At 66.6% G+C, this 16,234-nt stretch carries 15 protein-coding genes; 6 read left to right on the plus strand and 9 right to left on the minus strand.

Going from position 1 to position 16,234, the window contains the following annotated elements; translation table 11 throughout:
- Window positions 1-11 precede the first annotated feature (11 nt).
- The 3 genes from PV764_RS02980 to PV764_RS02990 all read left to right on the plus strand — a co-directional run bounded on the left by PV764_RS02980 (window position 12) and on the right by PV764_RS02990 (window position 2,119).
- Entirely contained in the window at window positions 12-422 is a 411-nt protein-coding gene (locus PV764_RS02980; RefSeq protein WP_421116160.1) for a g-type lysozyme inhibitor, read from the plus strand.
- 55 nt (window positions 423-477) lie between these two features.
- Entirely contained in the window at window positions 478-1,146 is a 669-nt protein-coding gene (locus PV764_RS02985) for a hypothetical protein (RefSeq protein ID WP_421116161.1), read from the plus strand.
- Between the two features lie 100 nt (window positions 1,147-1,246).
- Window positions 1,247-2,119 (plus strand): endonuclease/exonuclease/phosphatase family protein, encoded by an 873-nt coding sequence (locus PV764_RS02990; protein WP_421116162.1) that lies wholly within the window; start codon window positions 1,247-1,249, stop codon window positions 2,117-2,119.
- A gap of 81 nt (window positions 2,120-2,200) precedes the next feature.
- On the opposite strand, the gene PV764_RS02995 is transcribed toward PV764_RS02990, so the two are convergent.
- The 6 genes from PV764_RS02995 to PV764_RS03020 all read right to left on the minus strand — a co-directional run bounded on the left by PV764_RS02995 (window position 2,201) and on the right by PV764_RS03020 (window position 10,224).
- Entirely contained in the window at window positions 2,201-2,422 is a 222-nt protein-coding gene (locus PV764_RS02995; RefSeq protein WP_019183220.1) for a membrane protein, read from the minus strand.
- Between the two features lie 208 nt (window positions 2,423-2,630).
- Window positions 2,631-4,061: an efflux transporter outer membrane subunit gene (locus tag PV764_RS03000; RefSeq protein ID WP_284129563.1), complete on the minus strand. Its 1,431-nt coding sequence runs from the start codon at window positions 4,059-4,061 to the stop codon at window positions 2,631-2,633.
- Window positions 4,055-4,792: an SDR family oxidoreductase gene (locus tag PV764_RS03005; protein WP_421116163.1), complete on the minus strand. Its 738-nt coding sequence runs from the start codon at window positions 4,790-4,792 to the stop codon at window positions 4,055-4,057. The genes PV764_RS03000 and PV764_RS03005 overlap by 7 nt, the downstream gene beginning before the upstream one ends.
- A 25-nt stretch (window positions 4,793-4,817) precedes the next feature.
- Complete coding sequence (locus PV764_RS03010; protein ID WP_019183223.1) at window positions 4,818-7,988, minus strand: efflux RND transporter permease subunit; 3,171 nt, start codon at window positions 7,986-7,988, stop codon at window positions 4,818-4,820.
- Between the two features lie 160 nt (window positions 7,989-8,148).
- The gene (locus tag PV764_RS03015; protein ID WP_046272934.1) at window positions 8,149-9,360 is read right to left on the minus strand and encodes an efflux RND transporter periplasmic adaptor subunit; all 1,212 of its coding nucleotides are present in this window, start codon (window positions 9,358-9,360) and stop codon (window positions 8,149-8,151) included.
- Between the two features lie 90 nt (window positions 9,361-9,450).
- A complete protein-coding gene (locus PV764_RS03020) occupies window positions 9,451-10,224 on the minus strand; it encodes an SDR family NAD(P)-dependent oxidoreductase (RefSeq protein ID WP_421116164.1) in 774 nt (257 codons plus the stop codon).
- Window positions 10,225-10,591: 367 nt separating this feature from the next.
- Here PV764_RS03020 and PV764_RS03025 point away from each other — a divergent pair, with 367 nt between their 5' ends.
- Window positions 10,592-11,614: a LysR family transcriptional regulator gene (locus PV764_RS03025; RefSeq protein ID WP_019183226.1), complete on the plus strand. Its 1,023-nt coding sequence runs from the start codon at window positions 10,592-10,594 to the stop codon at window positions 11,612-11,614.
- Window positions 11,615-11,819: 205 nt separating this feature from the next.
- Here PV764_RS03025 and PV764_RS03030 read toward each other — a convergent pair whose 3' ends face one another.
- Both PV764_RS03030 and PV764_RS03035 read right to left on the minus strand, forming a co-directional pair.
- On the minus strand, window positions 11,820-12,515 hold the full coding sequence (locus PV764_RS03030; protein WP_019183227.1) for an OmpA family protein: 696 nt from the start codon (window positions 12,513-12,515) through the stop codon (window positions 11,820-11,822).
- A 152-nt stretch (window positions 12,516-12,667) separates the two neighbouring features.
- Window positions 12,668-14,083 carry a cryptochrome/photolyase family protein gene (locus PV764_RS03035; RefSeq protein ID WP_421116165.1) on the minus strand — a complete coding sequence of 472 codons (1,416 nt, stop codon included), beginning with the start codon at window positions 14,081-14,083 and terminating at the stop codon, window positions 12,668-12,670.
- A 219-nt stretch (window positions 14,084-14,302) separates the two neighbouring features.
- Here PV764_RS03035 and PV764_RS03040 point away from each other — a divergent pair, with 219 nt between their 5' ends.
- Window positions 14,303-14,932 carry a superoxide dismutase gene (locus PV764_RS03040; protein ID WP_046272932.1) on the plus strand — a complete coding sequence of 210 codons (630 nt, stop codon included), beginning with the start codon at window positions 14,303-14,305 and terminating at the stop codon, window positions 14,930-14,932.
- 112 nt (window positions 14,933-15,044) lie between these two features.
- On the plus strand, window positions 15,045-15,371 hold the full coding sequence (locus PV764_RS03045) for a tetratricopeptide repeat protein (RefSeq protein ID WP_019183230.1): 327 nt from the start codon (window positions 15,045-15,047) through the stop codon (window positions 15,369-15,371).
- A gap of 211 nt (window positions 15,372-15,582) precedes the next feature.
- On the opposite strand, the gene PV764_RS03050 is transcribed toward PV764_RS03045, so the two are convergent.
- The gene (locus PV764_RS03050) at window positions 15,583-16,218 is read right to left on the minus strand and encodes an inorganic diphosphatase (RefSeq protein WP_046272930.1); all 636 of its coding nucleotides are present in this window, start codon (window positions 16,216-16,218) and stop codon (window positions 15,583-15,585) included.
- Window positions 16,219-16,234 lie beyond the last annotated feature (16 nt).

A 16,234-nucleotide genomic window follows, 5' to 3' on the forward strand; every position in this document is an offset into this window, starting at 1 on the left:
GAGGATGTGCCATGACGCCGCTCCGCTCGCTGCTGTTGACCGCCCTGCTCGCCCTGACGCCGATGCTGGCCACCGCGGCGGACAAGGTCACCACCACCCCCGTGCACTTCACCAAGGGCGCCAGCAGCGCCACCCTGCGTGGGACGTTGTCCGGTTATGACACCGTCCGCTACACGATCGCCGCGCGCGCCGGCCAGACCATGGCGGTCACGATCGACGGCAGCCCCAATGCCAATTTCAATGTATTCGCGCCCGGCGTAACGCCCGGTCAGGGCGAGGCCCTGGGCAGCAACGACGAGACCCGGCGCTGGAGCGGCACCCTGCCGTCCACCGGCACCTATGTGGTGCAGGTCTACCAGATGCGTGCGCAGGCGAGCCGGGGTGAGAAGGCACCGCACAGCTTGACCGTCGCCATCCGCTGAGGCCAGCCCCGGGTATCCTCGGGGGTGTCGGTTTCGTCCACGCAAGGGGCCCGGGATGGACTTCCTCAAACTGCTGCGGTCGCTGGAAGAGTTTCTCTACGAGCTGTGCACCTGGTTTCTGTTCTTCCCGCGCACGCTGTACCGCGTGGTGGTGCATCCGCGGCGGATGGCCCAGTACGTGGATACCGAGCTGAAGGAAAAGCTGGAGCGCCAGTTCGACGATGCGATCAGCCCGCCGATGTTCCTGATGCTGTCGGTGCTGGTCGCTTACGGGGTGGAGCTGATGCTGCACCAGCAGGTGGTCGGCACCGGTGCGCTGTCGCGTTCGATTTTCGGCAATGAGGAAAGCCTGCTGCTGTACCGCTCGATCACCTTCGCCATCTGGCCGCTGGTGACCACCACGCACCTGCTGCGGCGCAAGCATGTGCCGATGACCCGGGAGTCGCTGCGCCGACCGTTTTTCATGCAGTGCTACCTGACCGCTCCGTTCGCGGTGACATTGTCCACCAGCATGGTGTTCGTACGGCTGCCCGGCGAGCTGTCGACCGTGCTCGGCACTGCGGTGGGGGTGATCGCCGCGCTGTGGTATGCGGTGGTCCAGGCCGGGTGGCTGAAGGTCGCGCTTCAACGCTCATGGTTGAACACGATCCTCTCCACGGTATGGGTGCTGGTGCTGGGCTCGCTCATCAACATCACGATCGGGGTGATCCTGCTGTCGAATTGATGCGACCGGCGCCCCGCCCAACCGCCATGTCGCGCATATCCTTTCCCCGCCCTTCCATGCGACCCTTTGGGAACGTTTTCATGGAATGGAGAGATTCCACATGCTGTTTCGTTTCCACCGGCCCGCGCTGCTGGCCCTGATGATGTTTGCCGCCCCGCTGGGCAGCGCCTGGGCGCAGGCACCGGACGCGTTGAAAGTCATGTCGTTCAACGTGCGCACGCCGGCCGATACCGACCCCGGCAAGCGCTGGGAAGACCGCCGCGATGCGATGGTCACGCTGATCCGCGAACAGAAACCCGAGGTGATCGGCACCCAGGAGCTGGTGCGGAAACAGGGCGAGTACCTGGTCGCGCACCTGCCGGACTACACCCTGTTCGGCAGGGACCGCCGCGGCGGCAACGCCGACGAACACATGGGCGTGCTGTACGACAGCGCGCGCCTGAAGGTGCTCGAATCAGGCGACTTCTGGCTCTCCGATACACCGGATGTGCCGGGCAGCATCACCTGGGGCAACCTGTTCCCGCGCATGGTGACCTGGGCGCTGTTCCAGCGTCAGGCCGATGGCCAACGCTTCTATCTGTTCAACACCCACCTGCCCTATCGCGATGAAGATGAGCCGCGCCGCGTGCTCGGTGCGAAGCTGATCGTCTCGCGGCTGGCAACGCTGCCCAAGGACATCCCGGTCGTGGTCACCGGCGATTTCAACAGTGAGCCCGGCAGCGACACCTACAAGGCCTTCACTGCCGCATTGGGCGATGCCCGCGAACTCGCCGGCAAGGTCGAAGGCCCGCGCCTGACCTTCCACGATTTCACCGGCAAACCGACGGTGGAACTGGACTGGATCCTGGTACGCGGTTTCAGCGTGGACCGTTTCAGCACGCTGGACCAGAAACCCGGTGGCGTGCTGCCTTCGGACCACTACCCGGTCCAGGCCGAGCTGCGGTTCCCCGCGTCGCCGCCGACGGGCCGGTAAGCAGACGCGCGATGGGCGGCCATAGCACCGTCCATCGGCTTGCGCATGGCCGCACTGCGGCCCTGCGCTTTCACCCGCCGATTACGGCTGCCGCTCATCGATCTGCTGCAGCAGCTGGTACAGCGCCTGATGCTGCTCGCGTGCCTGGCAGATCCGCGCGCCGATGGCGATGAACACACCGGTGGCGATCAGGCCGATCTCGAACAGGCCCTCGGTCAAACGGGCGAATCCGATGGCGACCACGATGATCGCGGCGACCAGCAGCGCGATGACACCGCGCGAAAGCCCCGCGCCGGATCCCATGCCCGGCTCCTGCACACGCGGACGGACAGGACGCCACTGATTGGGTTGCATGCGGGCCACTCCAGAGAACAACCCACGCTTGTAGCATCGTGCATTGGCACCGTGCAGAGGCAAAGCCGTCAACCGCGACGCCCTGCGCAGCGGATGTGACGGCTGTTGCCATTCTTGCAGGGACGGCGCCTTCGCCGCCCCTGCGACCTGCGGCCGGTCAGCGCTGCGTCACCGCCACCGGGGTGTTGGCTGCATCCTGCTGCTGGCCCCAGCCACCCAAGGCCTTGTAAACCCCCACCACACTGACGTTGACCGTGGATTCGGCCTCGGCCAGTGCATCGTCCGCGGCCAGCTGGGTGCGTTGTGCATCGAGCAGGGTCAGGAAGTCTTCCGACCCCTCGCGGAAGCGGATCTGCGCCAGTTCCTCCGCGCGCCCCGCCGCCTGGGCCTGCTCGGCGACGATCGCCAGGCGGGCCTGCTGCTTGGCGTACCGCGTCAGCGCGTTCTCGGTGTCTTCCAGCGCCAGCAGCACCGCCTTCTCATACTCGGCGGCGGCACCGTCGGCCTGCGCCTTGCTGGCGCGCAGACGGGCTTTGACCGTGCCGAAATCGAAGGCAGCCCAGCTGATCGACGGGGTCACCGACCACGCCTTGTTGTTGCCGTTGACCAACCCGCTGGCATCACCGGACAGGAAGCCGACGAACCCACTCAGGCTGATCCGCGGGAACAGGTCGGCGGTGGCCACGCCAACGCGCGCGGTGGCCGCCGCCAGCCGACGCTCGGCCACGCGCACATCGGCGCGCTGACGCAGAAGATCGGTGGTGTCACCCAACGGCAACGCCTTGGCGTACGGCCGCATCTCGCGCGGCTGCAGCAGGCTGTCCAGTGCATCCGGACGCTGCCCCAGCAGGACGGCCAGGCGATGACGCGACTGCACTTCGGCGACTTCCAGCAGCGGGATGTCGGCCTCGATCGCCTTCAGGCGCGCACGGCTGCTCTGCACGTCCAGCTCGCTGCCGGCGCCCAGTTCCCAGCGGGTCTCGGTGAGCTTCTGGGTGTCGCGCAGATTGACCAGGGTGCGCTTGGCCACCGCGATGCGCTTCTGGGTACCGCGCAGCTCGAAGTAGTTACGGGCTACTTCGGCGGCGACGGTGACCTGCGCGTCGGCGAGGTTGTCCTGCTCGGCGCCCAGGTCCGCGCGCGCCGCTTCGGCGGCACGGCGTTGGCGACCGAACAGATCCAGCTCCCAGCCGGCATCGAAGCCGAGCTGGTAGGTCTCGCTGAAGACGCGCTCACCACCCACCGTGGCATCGGGCTGCTTGCGGCGGTCATAGCTGCCGCCGCTGGTGACGTGCGGCAACTGGTCCAGGCGCTGCTCGACGAACACCGCGCGGGCCTCGCGCACCCGGGACATCGCGATGCGCAGGTCCAGGTTGGTGCCCAGTGCTTCATGCACCAGCTGCTCCAGCACCGGATCGTCGAACTGGGCCCACCAGCTCGCCACCGGCGAGGTTGTGGTGAACACCGGCGCGGCGGCGCCCTGCAGGGTCACCGGCTCGGCCGGTGGCGCCTGGTAGTTGGGGCCGACGCTGACGCAGCCGGCCAGCAGCGCGCTGGTCACGGCCACGGTCAACAGGCGGATTACCATGGCAGCACCTCGCCGAGGTAGGTGAAGCTGCCGTTGGGGCCATCGGCATCGATCAGCGCCATGCCGACGCTGGAGCGTGCGCCTTCGCTGATTTCGATCTCGCCCTCACCGCCGTTCATGTCGGTCTTGACGTAACCGGGGTGCACGGTATTGACCTTGGTGGTGCTGTCGCGCAGCTCGTAGGCGAGCTGTACGGTCCACGCATTCACCGCACTCTTGGAGGCGTTGTAGGCGGGCACCGCGAAGCCGTAGATCGGCGAGCCCGGCTGGCTGTGCAGGGTCAGCGAGCCCAGGATGCTGGAGACGTTGACGATGCGGCCAGCCGGCGAGGCGTTGAGCAGCGGCAGGAAGGCCTGGGTAACGGCGATCACGGCGAACACGTTGGTGTCGAAGGTATCGCGCCAGGTCTGCAGGGTCTGCGCCGACGGCGCCAGCTTTGGGTCGTCGAGCAGGATGCCGGCGTTGTTGACCAGGATGTCCAGGCGGCCGTGACGCTCGGTCACGGTCTGCACGGCGGCGGCGATGCTGGCGGCATCGCCTACGTCGAGCTGGATCGCTTCGACCGGCAGGCCCTCGGCCTGCAGCTTCAGCGCCTCGGCCACGGCGACGTCGCGCTTGCGCCCGGCCAGCAGCGTGTGCACGCCGGCCTGGGCCAGCTGACGGACGGTTTCCAGGCCGATGCCGCGGGTGGCACCGGTGACCAGGGCGATCTTTTGGGTAGCGGTATTCATGTGAAAAACCTCGCGGGGGAAGGAATCAGTGGTGGATGGTCGGTTCGCCGTGGGTCACCAGCTGCCCGCCGCCGTTACGGCTGACGAACTTGCGCAGGGCCACGTAGAACACCGGGGTCAGGAACAGGCCGAACAGGGTGACGCCCAGCATGCCGGCGAACACCGTGATACCGGTGACCGAGCGGACTTCCGCACCGGCGCCATGCGAGATCACCAGCGGGATGGTGCCGGCGATGAACGCGATGGAGGTCATCACGATCGGGCGCAGACGCAGGCGGCACGCTTCCAGTGCAGCCTCCACGATGCCCTTGCCACCCATTTCCAGTTCTCGGGCGAACTCGACGATCAGGATGGCGTTCTTGCAGGCCAGGCCCATCAGCACCACCAGGCCGACCTGCACGAACACGTTGTTGTCGCCACCGGTCATCCATACGCCGAACAACGCCGACAGCAGGGTCATGGGGACAATCAGGATCACCGCCAGCGGCAACGACCAGCTTTCATACAGCGCGGCCAGCACCAGGAAGGCCAGCAGGATCGCCACCGGGAACACGATGAAGGCGGCCTTGCCCTGGGTGGCCTGCTGGTAGCTCAGGTCGGTCCATTCGGTCTGCATGCCGACCGGGAGTACCTTGCCGGCGATTTCGGTCAGCTTGGTCATGGCCTCGGCCGAGGACAGCATGCGCGGGTCGGCTTCGCCGGCCAGATCGGCCGCCGGGTAACCGTTGAAGCGCAGCACCGGGTCCGGGCCGTAGGTCTGCTTCACGGTGACCATCGAGCCGATCGGCACCATCTCGCCACGGTTGTTGCGGGTACGCAGGCGACCGATGTCTTCCACGCTGTCACGGAACTGGCCGTCGGCCTGGGCGATCACCTGCCAGGTACGACCGAACTGGTTGAAGTCGTTCACGTACGCCGAGCCCAGGTAGGTCTGCAGCGTGTCGAACAATTCGGTCAGCTCCACGCCCTGGGCCTTGGCCTTGACGCGGTCTACTTCGGCATCCAGCTGCGGCACGTTGGCCTGGTAGCTGGTGATCGGGAACGCCATGCCCGGCGTCTGCGCGACCGCACCCTGCATCGTGCTCACCGCCGTCTGCAGTGCGCCATAGCCGAGATTGCCGCGGTCCTGGATGAACATCTGGTAGCCGTTGCCGTTGCCCAGGCCGAGGATCGGCGGCGGCATCATGGAGAACGCAAAGCCCTCCTGCAGCCCGGCGATCTTGGCGTTGATCTCGGCATTGATCTGCGCGGCGGTGCGGCCCTTGCGCTCACTGAACGGCTTGAGCGGAACGAACGCGACGCCGGTGTTGGGCGTGTTGGTGAACTGCAGCGCGTTCAGACCCGGGAACTGGATCGTGTGCGCCACGCCATCGGTATTGCGCGCGATCTCGGCGACCTTGGCCAGCATGGCGTCGGTACGTGCGATCGAGGAGCCTTCCGGCAGCTTCACGCCGGCAATCAGGTACAGCTTGTCCTGGGTCGGGATGAAGCCGGCCGGCACCGCCTTGAACATCAGGCCGGTGGCCAGCAGCAGGCCGGCGTAGACCACGAACACCAGGCCACGACGGCCCAGCAGGCGGCCAACCGAACCGTGGTACTTCTCCGAACTGGTCTTGAAGAAGCGGTTGAACGGACGGAAGATCCAGCCGAACAGACGGTCGATCAGGCGGGTGAGGCCATCCTTCGGCGCGCCGTGCGGCTTGAGCAGGCGTGCGGCCAGGGCCGGCGACAAGGTCAACGAGTTGATCGCCGAGATCACGGTCGAAATCGCGATGGTGACGGCGAACTGCTTGTAGAACGCACCGGTCACACCGGACAGGAACGCCATCGGCACGAACACGGCACACAGCACCAGCGCGATCGCCACGATCGGGCCGGACACTTCACGCATTGCCTGGTGGGCCGCGGCCAGCGGAGTCAGGCCTTCTTCGATGTTGCGTTCGACGTTTTCCACCACCACGATCGCGTCATCGACCACGATGCCGATCGCCAGCACCAGCCCGAACAGGGTCAGGGTGTTGATCGAGAAGCCGAGTACGTACAGCGCCGCGAAGGTACCCACGATCGACACCGGCACGGCGATCAGCGGAATGATCGAGGCACGCCAGGTCTGCAGGAACAGGATCACCACCAGCACCACCAGCGCGATCGCCTCGAGCAGCGTGGAGACCACGGCCTTGACCGAATCGCGCACGAAGATGGTGGTGTCATACACCGCTTCGTACTTCACGCCCGGCGGGAACTGCTTGGTCAGTTCATCCATGGTGTGGATGACCGAGTCGCGGATCTCCAGCGCGTTCGCGCCGGGGGCCTGGAAGATACCGATACCGACCGCGTTCTTGCCGTCCAGCTGCGAGCGCAGCGTGTAGTCACCGGCGCCCAGTTCCAGGCGGGCGACATCGGACAGGCGCACCACTTCACCGTCGTCACCGGCCTTGAGCACGATATCGCGGAATTCCTGTTCGGTACGCAGGCGGCCCTGCGCATTGATCAGGGTCAGGAAGTCGCTGCTGGGCATCGGCTCGGCGCCGAGCTGGCCGGCCGAGACCTGCACGTTCTGCTCGCGCATCGCCCGCACCACATCGCTGGCGGTCAGGCCGCGCGCGGCGATCTTGTCCGGGTCCAGCCACGCACGCATGGCGTAGTCGCCGCCGCCGAACATCTGCGCATCGCCCACGCCCTGCAGGCGTGCCAGGGCATCCTTGACGTGCAGGCGGGCGTAGTTGCGCAGGTACAGCGAATCGTACTTGCCGTCCGGCGAGGTCAGGTGCACCACCATCAGGAAGGTCGGCGACTGCTTCTGGGTGGAAACACCCTGGCGGCGCACGTCTTCGGGCAGGCGCGCCTGCGCCTGGGCGACGCGGTTCTGCACCTTGACCGCGGCCTCGTCCGGATCGGTGCCCGGGCGGAAGGTCACGGTCATCTGCAGCACGCCGTCGGAGCCGGCCACGGACTTGATGTACATCATGTCCTCCACGCCGTTGATCGCTTCTTCCAGTGGCGTGGCCACGGTTTCAGCGATCACCTTCGGGTTGGCGCCCGGGTACACCGTACGCACCACCACCGAAGGCGGTACCACTTCGGGGTACTCGCTGATCGGCAGCATCGGGATCGCGATCAGGCCAGCGGCGAAGATCACGATCGACAGCACCGCCGCGAAGATCGGCCTGTCAATGAAAAAACGGGAAAAGTCCATGGGTGGATTCCTGGGGTTTCACCAGCGCCGGCGTGCACGACCCCGGCCGCTGTCGCAGGCGACAGCGGTGGCGGGTTCCCCTGCACGGGGCGATGGCAGTCACGGTAGAGCCGACCGTTGGTCGGCTGCTATGTAGAACCGACGGTCAGTCGGCTGCCCTTCAATTCTTTGCAACAGCCGGCGCGGCTACCGGTGCGGCAACCGGCTGCATCGCAACGGCCTTGGCCTGGACCGGCATGCCGGGCATGAAGACTTTCTGCACGCCATCGATGATCACGCGGTCACCGGCCTTCAGGCCCTGCTCGACGATACGCAGGCCGTCGGCATTGCGGCCGAGTTCGATATCGCGGCGCTGTGCCTTGTTGTCCTTGTCGACCACATAGACGAACTTGCGGTCCTGATCGGTCAGCACGGCCTTTTCATCGATCAGCATGGCCTGGAACTGGCCACTGCCCAGCAGCTGCACGCGGGCGAACAGGCCCGGAGTGAACGCGCGGTCGGCGTTGTCCAGCAGCGCGCGGACCCGGATGGTGCCGGTGCTGCGGGTCACCTGGTTGTCCAGGAAGTCGACCTTGCCTTCATGCGGGAAACCATTCTCACCGGACAGGCCCACCTTCACCGGCAGTTCGCTGTCGCGCTCGCTCGGGCGTTCGCCCTTGCGGGCCATCTGTGCGTAACGCAGGAAGGTGCCTTCATCGGCATCGAAGTAGACGTGGACCTTGTCCAGCGAGACCAGCGTGGTCAGCACGCTGGCACTGTCGCCGGCGGTGACCAGGTTGCCGGCGGTCACCATCGCGCGCCCGGCGCGACCGTTGATGGGGGCGCGCACCTGGGTGAACTCCATGTTCAAGCGCGCCGCATCCACCGCCGCCTGCGCGGCCTGCACCTGCGCCAGCGCCTGCTCGGAAACGGCACGACGCTGTTCCCAGGTCTCGGTGGAGATTGCCTGCTGGTCGGACAGACGACGGGCACGGTCGGCTTCGCTGCGGCTCACCTGGGCCTGGGTGCGCGCGCGGTTGAGCTCGGCGGTGGCGCGGTCCAGCTCGGCGCGGTAGCTGCGTGCGTCGATGGTGAACAGCACATCGCCCTTCTTGACCTCCTGGCCTTCGACATAGTTGACCTTGTCGATGTAGCCGGAGACGCGCGGACGCAGCTCAACGCTTTCGACCGCTTCGACGCGGCCACTGAAGTCGTCCCACTGGCTGACCTGCTTGACCAGCACCGGCGCGGCACTGACCGACGGCGGCGGCGGCATGCCGGCTTCTTCAGCATGGCTGCCACTGCAGGCGGTCAGCACCGCGGCGGCAAGGATCGAAACGCCGGCCATGGCCAGCCGTCGGGTGAAACGTTGCGGGGAGGAGTTGGAAGTCATGACATGCATCCGTACGTAGGGGTGGTGATACAGAATCGAAAACGTGGGGCGACGTGGGGGCGTAGCCTGGGACCTGAACCTTGGTAGAGGTCAAGCCGTGCCGGCCGTGTTGCGCGACATCGGTGGAGGGCGGTCGAGGTGCAGCAGTCCGCGCGGCAGTTCGGCATCGCGCGCATCGCAGCGGACGATGGCGCGGTTGTCGGTGCAGTTGTCGAGCAGCGAGACAACACGGCGGCCGACCAGCAGCGCGCTCGGCCACTCGATGCAGGCCTTGGCCGCATTGGCCGGGGTACACACCGGATCGCACACTTCCAGCATCTGCGCACGCACGCCCAGGGCCTGGGCTTCCTGGTGCAGCACCTGCGCGTACATGCGCGTGGCCGACATGGTGATGGAGGACTCGCCATGCCCGGCCCACGGCTTGAAGCCGGCCGGGCCGCCCACCAGCACGTAGCGCCGCGCCTGCGCGCCGCCGCGCAGCAGCGGCAGCAGATGCCGGCCGGCGTGCACGTGCGGCATCACGTCGGCCTGCAGCGCCTGCAGCAACGCGTCGCCGCTGCGGTCGGTCACCCGCCCGCGGTTGTACGGGCCGCCCATCGCATCCACCACCGCAGCCAGCGCGCGCGGGCGCCCGCCGATGCGGTCGGCCACGGTGCGCGCCGAGCCATCATCGCCCAGCGAACCGAGCAGGACTTCCAGGCCCGGCTCGTCGGCGAACTGCTCCTGCAGCGCCGCCAGCCGGCCGGGATCGCGGCCGACCACCAGCACGGGGCTGCCGGCCTCCAGCAAGGCCGCCACGATGCCCTGGCCCACGCTGCCGGTGCCACCGAGCACCAGCACCTCGGGGGCCAATGTCCCATTCATGGGACTTTCACTCCCGTCGCCGGGATAATCCCAATTCGGCCCAGTCGATCGCCACCGCGGCCGCCCAGGCGGATGCTGCCGCCACGCTGCATGTTGGCAGGCGGAGTGAATTCGCGGAAAGCCTTGCGGGAGAGGGATCCCGGGCGAGCTTCAACGGTCATCGCGAGGTCCAGCGGGGCGCTGGGGCCGCTACGCAGGCGGCCAAGAATGTTCCGCAACCACATGGTTGACGTCCTTCATATCTGGAATGGCGCCAGATTAGTCTTCAAACTCCCCCTTGATTAGTCCGGATTTAGGGGAATAATCATCCCGTGCCCGGCACAATCATTTGCGGCACTCTTCCCCTCCCCCGACTTTGGATCCCGTCATGGCCCACGATCTCAACGACACGCTGATCTTCGTCAAAGTGGTCGAGCAAGGCAGTTTCATCGCCGCCGCCACGGCACTGGGGCTACCCAAGACCACGGTCAGCCGCAAAGTGCAGGAACTTGAAACGCGCCTGGGCGCACGGCTGCTGCACCGGACCACCCGCCGCCTCGGCCTCACCGAAGCCGGCTCGGTCTATCACGAGCATTGCCAGCGCATCGCACGCGAGCTGGAGGAAGCCGAAGGCGCGGTCAACCAGCTGCAGTCCGGGCCGCGCGGCTGGCTGCGCTTCACCGTGCCCTATTCGATCGGCATCACTTGGATCGCGCCGCTGCTGGGTCAGTTCCATGCGCAGTACCCGGAAATCCAGCTGGACATGCACCTGGGCAATGAAAAGCTGGATCTGATCGCCGGTGAGGCGGATCTGGCGCTGCGCGTGGGCACCCTGCCCGACTCCAACCTGGTGGCGCGCAAGCTTGGCAGTCTGCGTACGCAGGTGTTTGCCAGCCCGGCATACATCGAACGCTACGGCGAGCCGCTGCATCCGGATGAGCTGCAGTTCCACCGCATCCTGGCGATGCGCAAGGCGCGCAATCTCAACAACAACCGGTTCTTCTGGCAGCTGGGCGAGAACGGCGGCGAACTGCTGGATTTCCCGGTCAACCCGTTGCTGGTGGCCAACGACCCGTCCGCCTTGAACGGTGCCTTGGTGTGCGGCGAAGGCCTGCTGCTGACCGGTGACGTGATGGCCAAGCCGTTCGTCGAATCGGGCATGGTGCGCCGCGTACTGGCCGGCTGGACCGGGCCGGAAGTGGACTTCAACGCGGTGTTCGCCGGCGGGCGACTGGTGTCGCCGAAGGTCCGCGCGTTCGTCGATTTCCTGGTGGAGAAGATGAACTTCGATGCCAACTACATGCTCGCGCAGTGCCCGGCGGCCAAGCTGGCCAAGCAGCAGCAGACCCAGGTGGAAACCGAACTGCAGGCGACCGGGAAGCGCATTCTGGAGACGGTGACCGCGGGATGATTCTGACGATGCTTGATCGGCGCAGTGCCGTTTGAACGACAACGCCGCCCTCGGGCGGCGTTGTCGTTTTGGTGTTGCGGGTGTGCGAGTGGACGGGATTGTTCAGGGCGTCCCGGCCCACGGCCGGTCCCCACAAGAATGCCGCCTGCAAGGGCGGCATTCTGTTCCCGCCTACGGCGCGAACGTTGCAACAAAACGCGTCGCGTTATTGTTGCAACGGAATCACACGGATCTCGACACGGCGGTTCTGCGCGCGGCCGGCATCGGTGTTGTTGTCGGCAATCGGGTAGGCCTTGCCGGCACCCAGGGTTTCGATGCGGGCGCGCTGCACGCCCTGGCCGGCCAGGTAGGCGGCGACCGAATCGGCACGTTCCTTGGACAGGCGGTTGTTGACCGCGTCGCTGCCGATGCTGTCGGTATGGCCGACCACTTCGATCATCGTCTGGTTGTACTCGGCCAACGTGCTGGCCACGCCATTGAGCGAGCTGTAGAACTGCGGCTTCAGGGTGGACTTGCCGAAATCGAAGGTGATGCCGTCCGGCAGGTTCAGGGTCAGGTTGTCACCATCACGGGAGACGTCGATACCGGTATTGGCGGTACGTTCGCGCAGGGCGCGTTCCTGGCGGTCCTGGTACTGGCCGACGGCCGCGCCGCTCAGTGCACCGATACCGGCGCCGATCATGGCGTGCTGGCGGCGCTCGGTGGCGCTGTTGCCGCTGAGCAGGCCGGCGGCGACGCCGACGGCAGTGCCGATCAGGGCGTTGCGGCCGGTGCGGTTCTGCTGTTCGACGGGGTTGCCGTACTGGTCACTCTGCACGTAGGAGCCACCGGTGGCGCAGGCCGTCAGGGCGGCAGCAGTCATCAGGGCCAGGGCCACGTTGCGGGTTGCGGGTCGAATCATGAGGGTTCTCCTTGGTTACCGGACGGCGCCGGCTTGCGGGGCCGTGAAGAGCATAAACAGCCCAACGCGATGCCGGCATGATGAATGGCACGCTCGGCAGCTCCCTGTTCAGGTAAACGCTTACTCCAGAACCGGATGACCCGAGATGGCCATCACGCCCCGCCTGAGTGCCGATACGCGGCCAAGGCGGCGTCGCGGCCTTCGCCCAGATCCACCAGCGGCAAGGCGGGATAGGCTGGGGCGTGCTCGGCCAGCAGCTGCGGCGATTGCCAGGGCGCGAAGCGTGCCTTCAGCGGCAGCGCGGCCAGTTCCGGCACCCAGCGCGTGATGTAACGCGCCTGCGGATCGAACTTCTGCGACTGCGTCACCGGGTTGAAGATCCGGAAGTACGGCGCAGCGTCGGCCCCCGTGCCGGCCACCCACTGCCAGCCCATGGTGTTGTTGGCCAGGTCTGCATCGACCAGCGTGTCCCAGAACCAGCGCGCACCTTCGCGCCAATGCTGGCGCATGTGCTTGCACAGGTAGCTGGCGACGATCATGCGCACGCGGTTGTGCATGTAGCCGGTGGCCCACAGCTCACGCAGGCCCGCATCCACGATCGGAATGCCGGTGCGGCCCTGCTGCCATGCACGCAGCGCGTCCGCATCGGGCTTGGCCCATTGGAACTGATCGAAGCGCGGGTTGAGGTTGTGGTCCGGCGTCTGCGGGAAGTGATGCAGCAGGTGATACGAAAACTCGCGCCAGCCCAGCTCGCGGATGTAGCCGTCGATGTCGGCATCGCGGCTGGCACTGCGCTCGCCCTGCAGCCGGCGGACGATCTGCCACGGGGCAATCTCGCCGAAATGCAGGTGCGGCGACAGCAGCGACGTGCCCACCCGGTCCGGCAGATCACGCTGCTCGCGATAGCCGTTGAGGGCACCATCGATGAACACCGTCAGCGCTTCGTGCGCACCGGCCTCGCCTGGTTGCCAGTGGTCCCAGAACTGCCGGTCCCACGGTATCGAGGGTGCCAGGCCGAAGGCATCGAGCGTTTCGCCGCCCGCCGTGTGCGCGGGCAGCCGGTCAGCCACGCGGGTGGGCGCCGGCAGCTGCAGGCGCGTCAACGCATTGCGCCAGAATGGCGTGAACACTTTGTACGGCCCACCCTGCTGGGTCGCCACGTCCCACGGCTCGAACATCAGGCTGCCGTTGTGGCTCTCGGCCTCAATGCCCTGCTCGCGCAGTTCGCGCTTGATCTTCGCATCGCGCGGCTGCGTGGCCGGCTCGTACTTGCGGTTCCAGTAGACCGCCACCGCCCCGGTCTGCTCGATCAGCTGCTGCAGCTGCGCCTGGCTGTCGCCCTGGCGCAGCACCAGCGAAGAACCGCGCGCACGGAGGTCAGCGTCCAGCGCCGCCAGCGAGCGGTGCAACCAGCTGTTCGACGCGCCGCCCGGCGCCCACTCGCCTTCTTCCCGGGGCGCCTGGATGTAGACCGGCACCGGCACATGGCCGGCATCCAGGGCCGCCTGCAGGGCCGGGTTGTCCTGCAACCGCAGGTCACGGCGAAACCACACCAACGCTACCGACACGAGACTACCCCGGAAGATTCGAGAGGCAATCATAGCCAGTGCAGGTGAAGGACAGGCAGCGATCACGCGCGGATGGCCCGCACTGTTCCACATCGCCGTGCTTGACCTCAATCACGCTTGAGGTTCTATCGTGGCGTCCACCGAACCAACGCGGGCCTGCCGAAGCCCCTGTGCTTCGTACCTGTACCGACCCGCCCTTTCGTTTTGCTGGAGATACCCATGGCTTACACCCTCCCCGCCCTGCCCTACGCCTACGACGCACTCGAACCGCACTTCGATGCACGCACGATGGAAATCCATCATGCCAGGCACCACCAGACCTACGTCACCAATCTCAATGCCGCCCTCACCGATGCCGGGATCGAGAGCGCGGATATCGACGCGCTGATCGCCGATATCGGGTCCCTGCCCGAAGGGGTGCGCAACGCCGTCCGCAACAACGGTGGCGGGCATGCCAACCACAGCCTGTTCTGGACGGTGCTGACCGCCAGCGGCGGCACGCCGGAAGGCGCTGTGGCGCAGGCGATCGATCGCGACCTCGGCGGCTACGCCGCGTTCAAGGAGGCCTTCACCAAGGCCGCGCAGACCCGCTTCGGCAGTGGCTGGGCGTGGTTGACGTTGAGCCGCGATGGCAAGCTTCTGGTGGAGAGCAGCCCGAACCAGGACAACCCCTTGATGGGCGACGTTGCGGGCCTCTCCGGTGGCACGCCGATCCTGGGGCTGGATGTGTGGGAACACGCTTACTACCTGAACTACCAGAACCGCCGCCCGGATTACATCGCTGCGTTCTTCGAGCTGATCGACTGGACCGAAGTCGCGCGCCGTTACCAGGCCGCCGGCGGCCGTTGATGGACACGGGTCCCGCACTCGGCCTCGGCACGCAGCCCTCCGCCACGCCGTCCGAGGCTGCAGTGCTGGACCCGCCGCTTGCCCGCCTCACCGCTGCCTGAGTCTGCATCGAATGGATATCTCCGCACTGCAACGTCTGCTCGAGCAGGGCCGCGACAGCGCCCTGCTCCGCTTCGGCCTGGGCAAGGCCCTGCTCGACGCGGGTCACACCGCGGAAGCGGTCATCCATCTGCAGCGCTGTGTCGCACAGGATCCACGGTACTCGGCGGGCTGGAAATGGCTGGGCAAAGCCCATCTGGCGGCCGGGGATTCGGAGGCGGCGGCACAGGCATGGCAGCAAGGCAGTGCTGTGGCCGGGACCAACGGCGACAAGCAGGCGGTCAAGGAAATGGCCGTGTTCCTGCGGCGGCTGCAGAAGGCGAGCGCCGGCCCTGCGTGATCGGCCGGGAGGGCTACCAGAGCAGACCGTTGTGGATCACGGTCAGTACGCCGCGCTTGATCTCCTCTTCCATGTGCCGTCGCCCCGTCCCTTGAATGGCCTGCCATCGGCAGTGCCCCGCCGCAGGGCATCGAGCATAGCGGACGAGCTCGGCGTCACGGAAGGTGGTGCGTGAGCGGCGGATCAGCAGCCGCTCCCGTGACCTGGGCCCTCAGTCGCCTTTCGCGTGCCGCTGCTGCGCATCGAAACGCTGCATCGAAGCACGGATCAGCGCCTTGGCCTCGGCGGCATTGCCCCAACCGTTGAGCTGGACCGGGTTGCGGCCGGCCGGCAGGTCCTTGTAGACGCGGAAGAAGGCTTCGATGCGCTGCCGTTCGATCAGCGGCAGGTCGTCCAGATCGCGGATGGTGGCGTAGGTGGGGTCGATCTTGTCAGTCGGCACGCCGATCACCTTTTCATCCTGCTCGCCGTCATCGACCATCTTCAGGAAGCCGATCGGACGGAACCGCACGATCACGCCAGGATGCAGCGGCTCCCGGGTCAGCACCAGCGCGTCGAGCGGGTCGTTGTCGCCCGCCAACGTGCGCGGCATCGAGCCGTAGTTGGCCGGGTAGGCCACCGGCATCGACTGGAAGCGGTCCACGTGGACCAGGCCGTCCTCCTTGATCTCGTATTTGGTGACGCTGCCAGCCGGGATCTCCACGGCCAGATTCACCTCTTCCGGGGCATTGTTCGGCTGCGCGGCAAGGAACGGGTGCAGCACTGCGTTGCCAGCCACGCCGGCGCCGGTGAGCAGCAGCAGGGACGCGGCCAACACAGCCCGCCCGATGGAACGGCGATGGATCATCTCGGTCTCCACGAAG

The organism is Stenotrophomonas sp. AS1 (genome assembly GCF_048957655.1).
GTDB lineage: Bacteria > Pseudomonadota > Gammaproteobacteria > Xanthomonadales > Xanthomonadaceae > Stenotrophomonas > Stenotrophomonas bentonitica_A.